At 67.2% G+C, this 14,605-nt stretch carries 17 protein-coding genes; 4 read left to right on the forward strand and 13 right to left on the reverse strand.

Going from position 1 to position 14,605, the window contains the following annotated elements; genetic code table 11:
* Nucleotides 1-100 precede the first annotated feature (100 nt).
* Entirely contained in the window at nucleotides 101-1,744 is a 1,644-nt protein-coding gene (gene eccE / locus ACFWFP_RS14175; RefSeq protein WP_379295184.1) for a type VII secretion protein EccE, read from the forward strand.
* A 48-nt stretch (nucleotides 1,745-1,792) separates the two neighbouring features.
* On the opposite strand, the gene ACFWFP_RS14180 is transcribed toward eccE, so the two are convergent.
* The gene (locus ACFWFP_RS14180; protein ID WP_379295185.1) at nucleotides 1,793-2,353 is read right to left on the reverse strand and encodes an NADPH-dependent FMN reductase; all 561 of its coding nucleotides are present in this window, start codon (nucleotides 2,351-2,353) and stop codon (nucleotides 1,793-1,795) included.
* An 83-nt stretch (nucleotides 2,354-2,436) separates the two neighbouring features.
* Between ACFWFP_RS14180 and ACFWFP_RS14185 the strand changes: the two genes are divergently transcribed.
* Nucleotides 2,437-3,441 carry a GAF domain-containing protein gene (locus tag ACFWFP_RS14185; protein ID WP_379295186.1) on the forward strand — a complete coding sequence of 335 codons (1,005 nt, stop codon included), beginning with the start codon at nucleotides 2,437-2,439 and terminating at the stop codon, nucleotides 3,439-3,441.
* Here ACFWFP_RS14185 and ACFWFP_RS14190 read toward each other — a convergent pair whose 3' ends face one another.
* Entirely contained in the window at nucleotides 3,442-4,248 is an 807-nt protein-coding gene (locus ACFWFP_RS14190) for an S-methyl-5'-thioadenosine phosphorylase (RefSeq protein ID WP_379295187.1), read from the reverse strand.
* A gap of 133 nt (nucleotides 4,249-4,381) precedes the next feature.
* On the opposite strand from ACFWFP_RS14190, the gene ACFWFP_RS14195 reads away from it, so the two are divergent.
* Both ACFWFP_RS14195 and ACFWFP_RS14200 read left to right on the forward strand, forming a co-directional pair.
* Entirely contained in the window at nucleotides 4,382-4,717 is a 336-nt protein-coding gene (locus ACFWFP_RS14195; protein ID WP_063004986.1) for a metal-sensitive transcriptional regulator, read from the forward strand.
* 104 nt (nucleotides 4,718-4,821) lie between these two features.
* The gene (locus ACFWFP_RS14200; protein WP_379295188.1) at nucleotides 4,822-6,198 is read left to right on the forward strand and encodes an ATP-binding protein; all 1,377 of its coding nucleotides are present in this window, start codon (nucleotides 4,822-4,824) and stop codon (nucleotides 6,196-6,198) included.
* A gap of 38 nt (nucleotides 6,199-6,236) precedes the next feature.
* Here the strand turns inward: ACFWFP_RS14200 and ACFWFP_RS14205 are convergent, their stop codons facing one another.
* The 11 genes from ACFWFP_RS14205 to infA form a co-directional block, all read right to left on the reverse strand.
* Nucleotides 6,237-7,187 carry a nitrilase-related carbon-nitrogen hydrolase gene (locus tag ACFWFP_RS14205; RefSeq protein WP_379295189.1) on the reverse strand — a complete coding sequence of 317 codons (951 nt, stop codon included), beginning with the start codon at nucleotides 7,185-7,187 and terminating at the stop codon, nucleotides 6,237-6,239.
* Between the two features lie 167 nt (nucleotides 7,188-7,354).
* Entirely contained in the window at nucleotides 7,355-8,305 is a 951-nt protein-coding gene (locus tag ACFWFP_RS14210) for a helix-turn-helix domain-containing protein (protein ID WP_379295190.1), read from the reverse strand.
* Between the two features lie 246 nt (nucleotides 8,306-8,551).
* On the reverse strand, nucleotides 8,552-9,526 hold the full coding sequence (locus tag ACFWFP_RS14215; RefSeq protein ID WP_379295191.1) for a helix-turn-helix domain-containing protein: 975 nt from the start codon (nucleotides 9,524-9,526) through the stop codon (nucleotides 8,552-8,554).
* Between the two features lie 301 nt (nucleotides 9,527-9,827).
* Complete coding sequence (truA, locus tag ACFWFP_RS14220) at nucleotides 9,828-10,640, reverse strand: tRNA pseudouridine(38-40) synthase TruA (protein ID WP_379295977.1); 813 nt, start codon at nucleotides 10,638-10,640, stop codon at nucleotides 9,828-9,830.
* A 90-nt stretch (nucleotides 10,641-10,730) separates the two neighbouring features.
* Nucleotides 10,731-11,246 (reverse strand): 50S ribosomal protein L17, encoded by a 516-nt coding sequence (gene rplQ, locus ACFWFP_RS14225; RefSeq protein ID WP_379295192.1) that lies wholly within the window; start codon nucleotides 11,244-11,246, stop codon nucleotides 10,731-10,733.
* Between the two features lie 21 nt (nucleotides 11,247-11,267).
* Nucleotides 11,268-12,326 (reverse strand): DNA-directed RNA polymerase subunit alpha, encoded by a 1,059-nt coding sequence (locus ACFWFP_RS14230; protein WP_056818293.1) that lies wholly within the window; start codon nucleotides 12,324-12,326, stop codon nucleotides 11,268-11,270.
* Nucleotides 12,327-12,417: 91 nt separating this feature from the next.
* Nucleotides 12,418-13,023 carry a 30S ribosomal protein S4 gene (gene rpsD / locus ACFWFP_RS14235; protein ID WP_067448178.1) on the reverse strand — a complete coding sequence of 202 codons (606 nt, stop codon included), beginning with the start codon at nucleotides 13,021-13,023 and terminating at the stop codon, nucleotides 12,418-12,420.
* A 24-nt stretch (nucleotides 13,024-13,047) separates the two neighbouring features.
* The gene (gene rpsK, locus ACFWFP_RS14240; RefSeq protein ID WP_019045110.1) at nucleotides 13,048-13,461 is read right to left on the reverse strand and encodes a 30S ribosomal protein S11; all 414 of its coding nucleotides are present in this window, start codon (nucleotides 13,459-13,461) and stop codon (nucleotides 13,048-13,050) included.
* Between the two features lie 9 nt (nucleotides 13,462-13,470).
* Nucleotides 13,471-13,842 (reverse strand): 30S ribosomal protein S13, encoded by a 372-nt coding sequence (gene rpsM / locus ACFWFP_RS14245; RefSeq protein ID WP_067448181.1) that lies wholly within the window; start codon nucleotides 13,840-13,842, stop codon nucleotides 13,471-13,473.
* 177 nt (nucleotides 13,843-14,019) lie between these two features.
* Nucleotides 14,020-14,133 carry a 50S ribosomal protein L36 gene (gene rpmJ / locus ACFWFP_RS14250; RefSeq protein WP_056818299.1) on the reverse strand — a complete coding sequence of 38 codons (114 nt, stop codon included), beginning with the start codon at nucleotides 14,131-14,133 and terminating at the stop codon, nucleotides 14,020-14,022.
* 145 nt (nucleotides 14,134-14,278) lie between these two features.
* Entirely contained in the window at nucleotides 14,279-14,500 is a 222-nt protein-coding gene (infA, locus tag ACFWFP_RS14255; protein WP_003418601.1) for a translation initiation factor IF-1, read from the reverse strand.
* Nucleotides 14,501-14,605 lie beyond the last annotated feature (105 nt).

A 14,605-nucleotide genomic window follows, 5' to 3' on the forward strand; every position in this document is an offset into this window, starting at 1 on the left:
AACAGTGCTCTCGTCCGGGCAACACAGTACAGTTCCCGGCAGCAGTTGTTCGCATTCGGCCATCGGCCGATCGACAAATGGGTACCTGGGGGAGGAACGAATGGCTGAGTTCACCGGGGCGGGACCGCGCCCGCTGTTCGGTCGTATTTCGCTGCCGCACCTACTCATTGCGCAGGTCCTCGGCCTGATCGCGGGGGTTGTCGCGCTGATCTGCCGGATCGATCCACTGCCGTCGCTCGGCATCGCCGTCGTGGTGGCGCTGGTGCCGCTCATCCCGATCGGCAAGCGCACGATCCTCGATTGGATCTCGACTGTCCGCCGGTATTCCGGCAAGCGCGACTACACACTCGGCGACACCGTCGACTTCCGTGACACCGACGGGCGATCGCTCGGCCTGTACTGGGACGGCAGTCGCGTGGTCACCGTCGTCGAGGTGCTGCCGCCGCGCGGCGGGCTGACCCGAATCGCCCGCACCGCCGTGCACGCCTCCCACCTGTTGCCGCTGCCAGAGCTGGCAGCCTGCCTCAACCAGCACGACATCCTGCTCAGCGGAATCGACATCATCAGCCACGGCCACCGCAGCCGGTCCGGTACCCCCGCGGGCGCGATCTACGAATCGCTGCTCGGCCCGCTGCCCGCGACCGCGCACCGCACGGTATGGCTCGCGATCAGTTTCGACGCGGTGGCCTGCCCCGATGCGACGGCTCGCCGTGGCGGCGGCACCGACGGCGCTTCCCGCTCGGTCACCATCGCCACCCAGCGGATCATGCGCACGCTCGAAGACGCCGACTGCAACGCGCGCATCCTCACCGCGCCGGAGATCCGCAAGGCCGTGCAGCAGATCACCGCGGGTCTCGATCCGCGCACACTGAGTCAGCGATGGAAGTACGCCGAGATCGGCAACGCGGTGAACATCGGCAGCGCGGTGGACCCCAAGCAGCTGGGTTCGGATCTGCTCGCGCAGCTGTGGGTCGCGCCGTCGCGGGGCACCACGGTCGCCGTGCGGCTGCGTCCCGGTAGCGACGCCGAATCCGTGAGTGTCGGCGCCGCATGGCGTTTGACCGCGCGCGAGCTGCCCGAGAAGACCAAGTCCAAGGGCATGGTGTCGATGAGCGGACGCCATCGCGACGCGCTGCTGGCGCACCTGCCGATCGCGGTGCCCGGAGTCGACGACACGATCCCGACCATCGAGTACCCGATCGATGTCATCGGCGCGCTGCACCTTCCGTCGTCGGGTTGCGGGCAGCTGCTCGGCTCCGACGACGAGGGCAACGGCGTCGCCACCAGGATCGTCGGCGCCGGTATCTCCACCGTGTACGTCGCCGGTGAGCTGTATCTGGCCCAGCAGTTGGTGTTCCGGGCGCTGGCTGTCGGCGAGCGGGTGCTGGTGCGCACCGACCGGGCGCAGGCCTGGGAGCAGCTGGTGACCACCGTCGGCAATCCGGAGCGGCTGACCATCGCCGTCGAAACACACCAGTCCGATGCGGGTTTCACCGCGACAGTGGTCGACGGTGTGCTCGCGCCCGCCCCGCACGCCGGTGTCACCACGATCTACCTCACCGGTGACCCGAACGGCTGGCCCGCGTCTCGCCCCGACCTGGAGATCTACCAGCCGGGTGCGATCGGCAACCGCGTGGTGCTGCGCACGGGAACGACCAGGGTGAACCTCACGCTGGTGTCGATTCCGCGCGAGTCGACCTACATCGGCCAGCCGCGCGGTCAGCGCACGATGGCGTCGGCCTGATCGGTCCGTGGTAGCTCGCGTCACCCCGCGAGCGACGGCCTGGTGGACTCAGCCCGGATAGGGTTGCACGGTGCGGGCTGCCCGCAAAGTCGTTCCCCACCAGGCCACTTGGTTCAGCATGCGGTCGCACGCATCGATCGCGGCGTTGTCGTCGGTCATGCCGGTCTTGTCGAAGCGGCGTTTGGCCTGGGCGAAGCTCACCGATTCGCGCACCGACACCATGTGCAGTTCCGCCACCACCTGACGCAACTGTTCGACCGCGCGCAACCCACCCGACAACCCGCCATAGGACACGAACCCGATCGGCTTGGCCCGCCACTCGTGCTTGGCGCTGTCGAGCGCGGTCTTCAGCGACGCCGGATACCCGTGGTTGTACTCGGAGGTGACGGCGACGAACGCGTCCGCACCGGCCAGCCTGGCCCGGAACGCCTCGACCTCCGGCGTTTCGGTGAGATCGACAGGCAGCGCCAGATCCCGCAGATCGAGCACCCCCACCTCGAATTCCGGTCGCTCCCCCAGCGCGGTGACCAGCCAGCCGGCCACCACGGGCGCGAATCGCTCGGGCCGGGTGCTGGCGACGATGATCTCCAACCGCAGCGGTGCATTCATGCCGCCGAGCTTATCGACCCCGAAATGCCCCGGTACCGGAGCCGCAGGCCGGCTCGTGCACGATAGGGCTGTCGGTTTCGTTCATGGGGCGCAGGGGGGTCGCACGCGTGATTGTCGGACGTTGGCAGTTGGTGGAGACGTTGGGGACGTCGCGGGATTGGTCGATGTTGACCGCGGGGACCGCGCCGCGCGAGTGGGCGTCGTATCAGCGGGCCGTTCCGGCCCGGTTGCAGCCGTTGATCGCGGCCGCGCACGAGTCGGGGGCGCCGGTGGAGGAAGTCTTGCCGAAGTCGCGCAATCCCTGGTCGGAGTTGCGGTTTCGAGCTGTGCCGGTGCTGTGGCCGGACTCGTCGGTGCATGCGGTGAAGGTGTGGGTGGGGCCGGAAATCCCGGCGGACGAGCTTCGGGTCGCCCCGTTCCAGGTCGACGCGTACGCCCGCGTGGTACGCACCTATCCCGCCGGGCTCGGGCCCCACTTCGGTTCGGCCCCGGTCGAATACAGCGGCGCCGAGTCGTTCGAGCGCGTCGAGCGTTTCGATCGCGCGCTGGAATTCGTTGCCGCGCTGTACCGTTCGGAGCCGCGGAGCCGATGGTCGGGCGTCGCCACCGTGCATTCGGGGATCGGCCCGCGTTCGCTGCTGGTGGCCGCGCGCAACGGCGACGCCGAGCGGCGGTTCGCGTGGCGTGGGGTCACCGTCGATGTCACCGACAGTGTTGCCCCGCAACACAAGTCGTTCGAGGCCGTGACGCTCGAATTGCTGCGCGAGTCCCAGCCGGGGCTGTACCTGGTCATCGTCGACACCGCCCAGGTTCGCGCGGTGCGGTGGGTCACCGAGCCGGTGCCGGGGCTGACGTGGCGCGGGGTCGACGAGCGGACCGTCCCGCATCCGCAGGACCGGCCCAGGATCGCCGCGCTGCGGGCCGAGGTGCTGGCAGGCGCCACGCGCGCCGGGTTGAGCGGGTTGCGGCTGGCCGCCGAGGCGGGTGGCTGGCTCACCGTCGACGTCGAGGTGTCACCGCTGCCCAGCGGCGGCGCGGCGCCCGCATTCCTGCTCGCTCAGTTGCAGGTCACCGCGCAGCCGGGGTGATCAGGGCAGTTCGAAGGGCAGCGATACCCCGGCGTGCACGCGGCAGCGCTCGCAGGTGTCCGAGTCGTCGACCGCGGTGACCGCGCGACGCAGGAGCTCTTTGAACGGTCCGAGGTTCTTCTTGAACTCGGCGAACACGTCCACCGCGTGCACACCGTCACCCTCTTCGAGGCCGGCATCCAGATCGGTGACGAGAGCGACTGCCGCGTAGCACATTTCGAGTTCGCGAGCGAGGACGGCCTCGGGGTGCCCGGTCATGTTGACCAGGTCCCAGCCCTGCCCGGCGAACCAGCGGCTCTCGGCGCGGGTCGAGAAGCGCGGGCCCTGCACGACGACCATCGTGCCCGAATCCTCGACCCGAAGATCACCGGCGGACTTCACCGCGGCGGCGCGCAGATCATCGCAGTAGGGGTCGGCGAAGGAGACATGGACGCCGCCGCCGTCGAAATAGGTCTGCGGGCGACCCGAGGTCCGGTCGACGAGCTGGTCCGGCACCGCCACGGTGCCGGGACCCCAATCGGCGCGCAGGCTGCCGACCGCGCACGGCGCGAACACCCGGCGCACCCCGAGCGAACGCAGCGCCCACATGTTCGCCTGGTAGGGCAGGGTGTGCGGCGCGAACTCGTGCTGCTTGCCGTGCCGAGGCAGGAAGGCGACGGCGCGGCCCTCGACCTCTCCGATCGCGACCGGCGCACTCGGCGCGCCATACGGTGTGTCGACCTCGACGTGCACCGCGTCGTGGTCGAAGAAGTCATAGAAACCGCTGCCGCCGATGACGGCGAGGGCGGGCCGGGGAAGCGAACTCATGACGTCGATTCTTCCGCCCTGGCCGACCGCGCGCAGCACCGGGGACTGTCATCTGACATTTCGACCGGGAAACTGTACCCTAGGGGGGTATTAGTTCGCCACGCGAGCTACCAGGCAGGCGAGGAGACCTACGGTGACAACACCCACCCCCGACACCGCGACCGGCGACGAGCACGCGGGCCACGCAGGCCACGGCTACATCACCGCCAAGGACGACTACCTCAAGCGACTGCGCCGCATCGAGGGTCAGTCGCGCGGGCTCCAGCGGATGGTCGAAGAGGAAAAGTACTGCATCGACATCCTCACCCAGGTCTCCGCCATGACCAAGGCACTACAGGCCGTCGCGATGGGGCTGCTCGAGGATCACATCTCACACTGCGTCGTCGACGCGGCGGTCGCCGGTGGACCCGAGGCCGAAGCCAAGATCAAAGAGGCCACCGACGCGATCGCCCGGCTGGTCAGGTCCTGACACAGGTCCACTTGCGCGCGGTGCACCGGCAGAGGTGACCCGGCCGTGTTTACTGGTGGTTGCCAGCAGGATGCTCGTCGACGCGCCACCGGGAGGACACGTCCATGTCTGCCGAATCCGCCGTCCTGTCCGTGCGCTCCGAGGACGGCCGCTCGTTCGTCGTCGAGAACGTCGCGGCCAGCTCCTTCCCCGCCGGATCCCTGATCGTGGTCAGTTGCGCGGGGCGCAGGCAGCTCGGGCTGGTCGAGGAGCGCACGGCGACCGTGCCCGTCGGGTTGCGCGGCCGGTTGATCGGCGAACTCACCGAGGACGGGATCGACACCAGGGCCAGTCATGCCTTCGACGGCGGCGAGATCAGCCCCGCCGATCGCGACACCGTCGCCGTCCTCCACCACACCACCGGCGCCGAACTCGAGGTCGGCGTGAGCCTGTCGGCGCCCGGCGGGCCCGCCCGGCTGCTCCCCGCCCGCTTCAACCGGCACACGTTCTGGTGCGGGCAGAGCGGTTCCGGCAAGACCTACGCGCTCGGCGTCGTCCTCGAGCAGCTGATCGCGCACACCGCGCTGCCGATCGTCATCTTCGACCCGAATTCCGATTTCGTCCGCATCGGCGAGGTGCTCCCCGGCGCCACCGGTCCCACCGCGCAGGCCCTGCGCGAGCGCGATATCCGCGTCCTGCGACCGAAGTCCGAACCGCCCGGCCGCTTGCGGGCGAAGTTCATCGACATGCCCTTGACCTCGAAGGCCGCTGTGCTGCAGCTGGATCCGGTGGCCGACCGGGAGGAGTTCAACGAATTGGTGCATCTGTCGTCCGCGATGACCGGCGAGATCCACGATGTCCTGGACAACTTGCGTGCCGTCGAGAACCCCGCTCGCCGCCGCCTCGCGATGCGCGTGGAGAATCTGGGACTGCTCGACTGGGAGGTCTGGGCGGGAACTGACCAGGCGGTCACCGAGATCGTCGCCGATCGCCCCGACGTGACAGTCCTCGACCTCGGGGGATTCTCCACGCCCGCACAGCAACTCGTCGTCGCGCTGTCGTTGCTCGACGATCTGTGGGCCAAACGCGAGGAACGCCGCCCGGTTCTCTTGGTGATCGACGAAGCGCACAACCTCGCCTCGCCCCGACTCGAATCGCCGGTGGCCGTGGCGGTGCGCGAGCGGTTGATCCAGATCGCCGCCGAGGGCCGCAAATTCGGTCTGTGGTTACTGCTGTCCACGCAGCGCCCGTCCAAGGTGCACCCCGGCATCATCTCTCAGTGCGACAACCTCGCCTTGATGAAGATGACCTCCCCGGCCGACCTGGAGGAGCTCGGCACCTACTTCGGCTACGCGCCGAGCGGCCTGCTCGCCCAGGCACCCTGGTTCCGGCAGGGCGAGGCGCTGCTGGCGGGCGGATTCGTCCCGACGCCCGCACTGGCCAAGGTGAATGCCCGGGTGACCCGTGAAGCGGGCGCCGATGTGTCGGTGCCGCTGCGATGACGTCCGGCTTCGTCGCACTGTGGTTCGCGGCCGTCGCCTCAGGCCCCCGTGAGCCCGACGCGCACCGGCTCATGCCGCACGATCCGGCCGCTCGGCACCCGGAGCGGCTGCGAGCGCTCACCGCGGGGGGCGACCGCCGCGGCGGGGCGCACGGCGCGGCCGAGATCTAGATCGGCGTAGAGCAGCCCTTCCGCGCCTTCGGCCAGCGGTGCGGCGAGTTCGAGCCCACCGGGCCCGAAGATCCGCGAGACCCCGCCACCACCACGCAGCAGACGCCGCTCCGGCATCCGCGCGTCGACGACCTCCCAGCCTGCCACCGGCACGACCGCGACGGGCGCGATGACATGGGTCGACCCGTCCATCGCGTAGCGGACGCTGGCGGAGGTATTGAGATCGGGCCCCCATTCCTTGCCCTCCCCGTAGTACACGGTGAAGCCCGACCACGCGGCGACGTGGATCTGCTCGCGCTGATCGTGCATCTGTCCACGCAGGTCCGCGCGCAGATGATCGGCGCCGCCGAGTACGCCGATCCGGCCGTGCACGGTGTCACGAACCAGCGGTCCCCCATCGGTCGCGGCGTTGAAGACAGTGCGTTCGAGCCCGGTCGGTTCCGTCTTGCGCGCGACGGCGATGGTGCCGTCGGCATCGATCAACGCCTGGGACATGAAGACTTCGTGTCCGGCCCGCTCGGCGAAGCCGATCGAGACGTGCACGCCCGTGCGCCGAGCCGCGTAGGCGATGGCACGCAGTTCGGGGCCGTCGGCGGTGAGCGCGTTGGCCAGGTACCTGGCCAGGAATTCCTCACCCCAATCGACCGAATTGAGCCACATCCACCACGGAAATCCGGGCAAAAATGTCTCCGGAAAAGCAATCACTTGCGCGCCGCCGCGTTCGGCCGACTCGATGTATTCGATTGTCTGTTCGACTCCGGCGGAAAGATTCAACCACTTCGGCTCGGCTTGCACCGCTGCCACGCGTACCCGACTCATCGTGCCCCCTTGTCGCTCAACCAGTGAAGAGTGTTCAATTCACTCTCTCGCAGAATGGCGCTACACAAACTGTCATCCCGTGCCAGCCGACTGACGGTTTGTGCCAATCCGCCGATTGCGATGAGTTTCGCTAAGGGTCTACCGAATATCGCGTGAGAACGGCGGTATCAGATAGACAGCGCGCTCGACGCGAGCAGGCGGAATTCGCCCGGGGTCATCCCCGTCTCCAGCCGGAAGGCCCGGAAGAAGTGTCGTTCCGAGGCGAAGCCCGACGCGAGCGCGACCGTCGCCGTCGCCCGGCCGGGGTCGCGGGCGAGCAGGGTGCGCGCGCATTCCACCCGCATGCGCCGCAGCACGGCACTGAGCCCGTCTTCCACATCACCGAAGAGCCGGTACAGCGTTCGGCGCGAGACCAGACAGGCACGGGCGATGTCGTCGATGGACAGGCTCGGGTCGGCGCACCGGGTGCGCATGAAGGACAGCACCTGCTCGCGCGACAGCGCCTGCGCGGGCTCGCCCGACGGGATTTCCCCCGAGGCCAGCCGGACCGCGGAGGCGAGCAGCTTGACACCGTTGTCGGCCAGGACGGTCGCGTGGCCGGGGGCGCTCTGCTGAATGCGGGCCAAATCGCGAAAGAAGCCGGCGACCACCCCACCCGCGCCGTCGGCGGTGACCGTCACCGCGGTGGGCAGCGGCGAACCGCCAGGGCCGAGCTGCTGACGCAGGACCTCGAGCGGCGTCTGCACCACGACCTGCGCCCACGGACCGTCCAGGTCCCACTGGTACGGGCGCGAGGTGTCGTAGAAGACCATGTCGCCGGGGCGGACCAGGGCGACTCGACCGTCCTGGTGCAGCAGTCCGGAGCCTTCGGTGAGGATGGAAACCAGGAGGAATTCGCCCTCGGTCCTCGAGATCCCGCGGGGCGTGCGGCGAATACGCTGGCCGCTCGCGCGGACCGTCGACAGATCGAAGCCGGGGTGGCTGCTGCGCTCGATCCGGCCGTGGAAGGCGTCGTCGCCGCTCGGATCCGCCATCAGCGGGACGTAGCTCTCCGACAGCAGCGACTCCCACTCGTCAAACGATTCGCGTACCCCGGCACGGGTTTGCGCGATCTCCATGCCAACCACCTCGCTCCCTATCCGAGTCGAACAGCAAACAGCTGGCGTCGCACAATCGTCGGGCTCGCCCGGGGCCGAGCCTGCCAGATCAACCGTCCAATTTCCATCAACTGTTTCCGAATGGGATGGTTAGCCGACACCGGAAATGCGTCTAGCACCGACGATTCCAGCGGATAACCGACACGAGTCATTCAATATGAAACATTCGTGTGAGTCACATCACCTAACCCGGGTTGACAGCAATCGTCAGCCGATAGGGGCGCCGGAACGAGCAACTACCCGGTATTCACCCGGCGTCATGCCCGTCGCCGCCTGGAACGCGCGATAGAACTGTCGCTCGGTGGCGAAACCCGACGCGGTCGCTACCGCTGCGACCGAACCGAAGTCGCTCGCTCCGAGCAACACCCGCGCCCGCTCCACCCGCATTCCGCGCAGCACCGCCCCGAGCCCGCCCTCGAATTCCGCGACCACCCGGTAGAGCGTGCGCCGCGACACCCGACAGCCGTCCGCGATCCGCTCGATCGTCAGCTCGGGGTCGGTGAAGTTGGCGCGGAGATAGTCCAGCACCTGCTGCGCGTTCAGCGCCGCGATCTGCGCCCGGCCGGGTCGCTGCCCCGACGCGATGGTGGCCGCCGCGCCGAGGAGGTCGATGCCGCTGCCGGCGAGCACGGCCGCCGACGCCGGATCAGTGCTGTGCAGCTGTGCGACCTGACGGAAGAATCTGGCCAGCATGAGCCCGACACCCTCCCCGATCACCATCCCGGCAGGCAGCACATCGGCACGGATGCCCAGGTAGTCGACGACCTGCTGCCGGGGCACCCGAACCGTGAGATCCTCGATCAGCTCCTGCGAGCGCCACCGAATCGGCTGCGAGGTGTCGTAGAAGATCATCGCGCCCGGTGCCAGCTCGACCCGGTTGCCCGCATGCTCCACCTGAGCGTGCCCCGCGAGCACGACGCTGCCGATGACATGGAAATCGTCAGCCCGGGCGATATGCCTGCGCGTCCGGCGCAATTCGTGGCCCTCGGCGACCACCGTTCCCACGGAGATGTCCCCGAAGTCGGCCGACCTGATCCGCCCCTCGAACGCGCGCGACACGGTGGGCGCGATCGACACCTCGGTGATCGCGCCGGCGACCAGCTGTTCCCAGTGCTCGAAGGCGTCCTGCGCGGCGATCCGCGCGGTCGAACAGATCTCGGGAAACCCGTCGAACGATGTCATCGCCGGACGCGCTATTCCATCGCGACAGGGCGCGGGCTCGCCCTGAATTCGCCTGGCGTCATTCCCGTCTCCGCCATGATCGCTTCCACTCGTCGAATGAGATGGCCGAGGAAGTAGCCATCTTCCGGGAATCTAGCATCGCCACCGAGACCGTACTGATAACGTGAGCGCCGCCACCATAACCTGTACGCCGAGACAAGAATTTTTCCTTACTTTCTTAATGTAGGGAAAGTCTCGAACAAATATCGAATCGCCACTCGACAGTTCAGGTGTCACAGAATTCGGCGAAGAGACACGGCCATTAATCGCCGCAGCAACCGCCTTCGGCCACCGGCACAGTTCTGGATTCCCGGGTTTGGGCGTTGCGGGCGGCGAGGTCGGCATCGGCCGGATAGTCGACGGCGATAAGGCTCAAGCCGTGAGCGGGGGCGACCGTGACCGAGCTGGATCGTGCGGTCTCGGCGAGCAGACTCGTTGTCCATTCGGGGGCGCGGCGGCCTTCGCCGACGGCGAGGACGGCGCCGACGAGGCTGCGAACCATCGACCAGCAAAAGGCGTCGGCGCTGACGTAGGCAGTGAGCAGGTCGCCGTCGCGCTCCCAGTCGAAGCGCTGGAGTTCGCGGATGGTGGTCGCCCCCTCGCGGCGGCGGCAGAACGCGGCGAAGTCGTGCAGGCCCAACAGGTTTCGTGAGGCGGCGCGCATGGCCTCGAGATCTACGCCGGGCTTGCACGGCACCACCCCGCGCGCCTGCAACGGCTGGGCGCCGTAGGGGGCGGTGGTGAGCCGGTAGGCGTAGTGGCGGCGCATCGCGGAGAAACGAGCATCGAACTCGGGAGCAGCGGTGCGGATTTCGGTGATCCGCACGTCCTTGGGCAGGAACTTGGCCATGCGGTGCATCAGCTTGCCTGCGTCGAACTCCGACGCCGTGTCGAAGTGCGCGACCTGTCCCTCGGCGTGCACGCCCGCGTCCGTACGCCCGGCGACCGTCAAGACGATGGGCTCACGGAAGACCTTCGACAGCGACTCCTCCAGCACACCCTGCACCGTGCGCAACCCCGGCTGGCGTGCCCAGCCGGTGAAATCGGTGCCGTCATAACTGATCCCGAGCCGCACCCGAGTCATGTCATCCTCCTGAATTCGCACGCGGAAAAAACCGAGCCCGCCACCCACGAAGGGTGACGGGCTCGGCAGAACTCCTGAGAATCAGGCGTCCTTCTTGTCCTCGGTGGCCTCGTCGGCGGCCGGGGCGTCAGCCACGGTCTCGTCGGCGGCGGTCTCCTCGGCGACCTCAGCGGCCGGAGCCTCTTCGGTCTTCTGCGAAGCGGCGACGCGACGGGCCCGATCGGCCTCGTTGGTCACGGTCTTCTCGCGGACGAGCTCGATGATGGCCATCGGCGCGTTGTCACCCTTGCGCGGCAGCGCCTTGGTGATCCGCGTGTAGCCGCCCTCGCGACCCTCGAACGAGGGGCCGATGTCGGCGAACAGGACGTGGACGACGTCCTTGTTGCGGATGTCCTTCATGACCTCACGACGGTCGGCAAGGCTGCCGCCCTTCGCCTTGGTGATGATCTTCTCGGCGTAGGGACGCACCGCCTTGGCCTTGGCCTCGGTGGTCGTGATCCGACCGTGCTCGAAAAGCGCCGTGGCCAGGTTGGCGAAGATCGCCTTCTGGTGCGACGCCGAGCCGCCGAACCGGCGGCCCTTCTTGGGCTTGGGCATTGTGGGTTTCTCCTGGGCGTATTAAAGCTGTTCGGTTTCGGCGTAGTCCTGCTCGCCGCCGTCGGTATCACTGAACGTGCCGCTGTCGCTCCACGTTCCGGTGCTCGCGTCGTAACCCACCACGGAGGACGGGTCGAACGACGCCGGGCTGTCCTTGAGCGAGAGGCCCAGCGTGTGCAGCTTGACCTTCACCTCGTCGATGGACTTCTGGCCGAAGTTGCGGATGTCGAGCAGGTCCGACTCGGTGCGGGCAACGAGCTCGCCCACCGTGTGCACACCCTCGCGCTTGAGGCAGTTGTAGGACCGGACGGTGAGGTCCAGGTCCTCGATCGGCAGACCGAACGAGGCGATGTGGTCCGCCTCGGCCGGGCTGGGGCCGATCTCGATGCCCTCGGCTTCGACGTTGAGCTCACGGGCCAGGCCGAAGAGCTCGACCAGGGTCTTACCGGCCGAAGCCAGCGCGTCCCGAGCCGTGATGGAGTTCTTGGTCTCCACGTCGAGGATGAGACGGTCGAAGTCGGTGCGCTGCTCGACACGGGTGGCCTCGACCTTGTAGGTCACCTTGAGCACCGGGGAGTAGATCGAATCCACCGGGATCCGGCCGATTTCCGCGCCGGTCGCCTTGTTCTGCACGGCGGGCACGTAACCGCGACCCCGCTCGACGACGAGCTCGATCTCGAGCTTGCCCTTGTCGTTGAGGGTGGCGATGTGCATGTCCGGGTTGTGCACGATGACGCCGGCGGGCGGGACGATGTCACCGGCGGTGACGGTGCCCGGGCCCTGCTTACGCACGTACATGGTGACCGGCTCGTCCTCTTCGGAGGACACGACCAGACCCTTGAGGTTCAGGATGATGTCGGTGACATCTTCCTTCACGCCGGGAACGGTGGTGAACTCGTGCAGGACGCCGTCGATGCGGATGCTCGTGACCGCGGCCCCCGGGATGGAGGACAGCAGGGTACGACGCAGCGAGTTGCCGAGGGTGTAACCGAAGCCCGGCTCGAGGGGTTCGATGGTGAACTTCGAGCGGTTCTCCGCCACAACCTCTTCGGTCAGTGTCGGACGCTGGGAAATCAGCATGAGGATCTACTTCCTGTTCAGGGCATCCGCTATTTGATGCCTCGTCAGTGATTGCGGGGGCTGCCGTGTGAGCAGCCCCCACCAAAAGCGCTTACTTCGAGTAGTACTCGACGATGAGCTGTTCCTGCAGCGGCACATCGATCTGCGCGCGCTCGGGCAGCTGGTGCACCAGGATGCGCAGGCGGCCGGGGACGACCTGCAGCCAACCGGGGACCGGACGGTCGCCGACGGTCTCGCGCGCCACCTGGAACGGCAGCGTCGGGAGCGACTTCTCCTTGACATCGATGATGTCGTACTGGGAGACCTGGTAGCTGGGGACGTTCACCTTGACGCCGTTGACGATGAAGTGACCGTGGCTGACCAGCTGACGGGCCTGACGACGGGTACGGGCCAGACCGGCGCGGTACACGACGTTGTCCAGACGAGCCTCGAGCAGACGGAGCAGGTTGTCGCCGGTCTTACCCTTGAGGCGGTTGGCCTCTTCGTAGTAACGACGGAACTGCTTCTCCATGACGCCGTACGAGAAGCGAGCCTTCTGCTTCTCCTGCAGCTGCATGAGGTACTCGGATTCCTTGATCCGCGCGCGGCCGTGCTGGCCGGGCGGGTAAGGACGACGCTCGAACGCCTGGTCGCCTCCGACGAGGTCGACGCGCAGACGACGCGACTTGCGGGTGATGGGGCCTGTATAACGTGCCATTTTAAGCTTTTTCCTTTCCCGCTGTTAGACGCGACGCCGCTTGGGCGGACGGCAGCCGTTGTGCGGCTGAGGAGTGACATCGGAGATCGAGCCGACCTCCAGGCCTGCGGCCTGCAGCGAACGGATCGCGGTCTCGCGGCCCGAACCCGGGCCCTTCACGAACACGTCGACCTTCTTGACGCCGTTCTCCTGCGCCTTGCGGGCAGCGTTCTCGGCAGCGAGCTGCGCGGCGAACGGGGTGCTCTTACGCGAACCCTTGAAACCGACGTGGCCCGACGACGCCCACGAGATGACATTGCCCTCGGGGTCGGTGATCGAGACGATGGTGTTGTTGAACGTGCTCTTGATGTGCGCGTGGCCGTGCGGGATGTTCTTCTTATCCCGGCGACGCGACTTCTGAGTCTTCTTCGGGCCAGCGGCCCGGCTCTTCGGAGGCATACGCTATCCCTACTTCTTCTTGCCGGCGACGGTCTTCTTCGGACCCTTGCGCGTACGCGCGTTGGTCTTGGTGCGCTGACCACGAACGGGCAGGCCACGACGGTGGCGGATGCCCTGGTAGCAGCCGATCTCGATCTTGCGACGAATATCGGCCTGAACCTCGCGGCGCAGGTCACCTTCGACCTTGTAGTCCGAAGCCTCGATGTACTCGCGGAGCTTCGCCAGGTCGTCGTCGTTCAGGTCCTTGGAGCGCAGGTCGGGGCTGACGCCCGTCTCGGCCAGGATCTGGGTGGCGCGGGTGCGCCCGATTCCGAAAATGTAGGTCAGCGCGATCTCCATGCGCTTTTCGCGCGGGAGATCAACGCCCATCAGACGTGCCATGTGGCAGGTTCCTTAATGGTTGCGGAGGTCTGCTCCCCGTCCGTCCCCCCGTGTACTAAGTGGGGGCACCGGCCTCCGTGCCGGTGGATGGCGCGCACACGTGCGTACGCGCTGGATCTGGGAGTTCTTCTTTCGGTCAGTCCGATCAGACGATCGGTGCCCGGTGGTGAGGCTGGATCAGCCCTGACGCTGCTTGTGGCGCAGGTTGTCGCAGATCACCATGACCCGACCATGACGGCGGATCACCTTGCACTTCTCGCAGATCTTCTTGACGCTCGGATTAACCTTCACGTCAGTCCAATCTTGTATTGGTCCACACAGGTGGTGTGAACACAGTTTTTCCCCAGCCAGAGGACTGGGGAAGTCTGGTGTGCGGCCCGTTGCCGGGACGCTGTGCGACGCCGCGCGCCGGTGGGGCTCGCGACGCCGTCAGGCATCACTTGTAGCGGTAGACAATCCGGCCGCGTGAGAGGTCGTACGGCGACAGCTCGACGACCACGCGGTCTTCCGGAAGGATACGAATGTAGTGCTGCCGCATCTTTCCGCTGATGTGCGCGAGAACCTTGTGACCGTTCTCGAGCTCGATCCGGAACATCGCATTGGGCAGCGGCTCGACAACTCGACCCTCGACCTCGATGGCCCCGTCTTTCTTCGCCATATCCTCCGCGATCCCGGTTACGCTCAACCTGAGTTTGGATTACTCGTGCTGTTCGCTCGCAGGGCCGACGACGAACGGTCGACATGCATGCGAACAGTCGGCGCA

The organism is Nocardia sp. NPDC060249 (genome assembly GCF_042728755.1).
Lineage (GTDB): Bacteria > Actinomycetota > Actinomycetes > Mycobacteriales > Mycobacteriaceae > Nocardia.

Excerpts from the sequence above, each read along its gene's own strand:
- eccE (WP_379295184.1), top strand. The coding sequence starts at position 101 with ATGGCTGAGTTCACCGGGGCGGGACCGCGCCCGCTGTTCGGTCGTATT.
- ACFWFP_RS14180 (WP_379295185.1), bottom strand. The coding sequence starts at position 2,353 with ATGAATGCACCGCTGCGGTTGGAGATCATCGTCGCCAGCACCCGGCCC.
- ACFWFP_RS14185 (WP_379295186.1), top strand. The coding sequence starts at position 2,437 with ATGGGGCGCAGGGGGGTCGCACGCGTGATTGTCGGACGTTGGCAGTTG.
- ACFWFP_RS14190 (WP_379295187.1), bottom strand. The coding sequence starts at position 4,248 with ATGAGTTCGCTTCCCCGGCCCGCCCTCGCCGTCATCGGCGGCAGCGGT.
- ACFWFP_RS14200 (WP_379295188.1), top strand. The coding sequence starts at position 4,822 with ATGTCTGCCGAATCCGCCGTCCTGTCCGTGCGCTCCGAGGACGGCCGC.
- ACFWFP_RS14205 (WP_379295189.1), bottom strand. The coding sequence starts at position 7,187 with ATGAGTCGGGTACGCGTGGCAGCGGTGCAAGCCGAGCCGAAGTGGTTG.
- ACFWFP_RS14210 (WP_379295190.1), bottom strand. The coding sequence starts at position 8,305 with ATGGAGATCGCGCAAACCCGTGCCGGGGTACGCGAATCGTTTGACGAG.
- ACFWFP_RS14215 (WP_379295191.1), bottom strand. The coding sequence starts at position 9,526 with ATGACATCGTTCGACGGGTTTCCCGAGATCTGTTCGACCGCGCGGATC.
- rplQ (WP_379295192.1), bottom strand. The coding sequence starts at position 11,246 with ATGCCCAAGCCCAAGAAGGGCCGCCGGTTCGGCGGCTCGGCGTCGCAC.
- ACFWFP_RS14230 (WP_056818293.1), bottom strand. The coding sequence starts at position 12,326 with ATGCTGATTTCCCAGCGTCCGACACTGACCGAAGAGGTTGTGGCGGAG.
- rpsD (WP_067448178.1), bottom strand. The coding sequence starts at position 13,023 with ATGGCACGTTATACAGGCCCCATCACCCGCAAGTCGCGTCGTCTGCGC.
- rpsK (WP_019045110.1), bottom strand. The coding sequence starts at position 13,461 with ATGCCTCCGAAGAGCCGGGCCGCTGGCCCGAAGAAGACTCAGAAGTCG.
- rpsM (WP_067448181.1), bottom strand. The coding sequence starts at position 13,842 with ATGGCACGTCTGATGGGCGTTGATCTCCCGCGCGAAAAGCGCATGGAG.
- infA (WP_003418601.1), bottom strand. The coding sequence starts at position 14,500 with ATGGCGAAGAAAGACGGGGCCATCGAGGTCGAGGGTCGAGTTGTCGAG.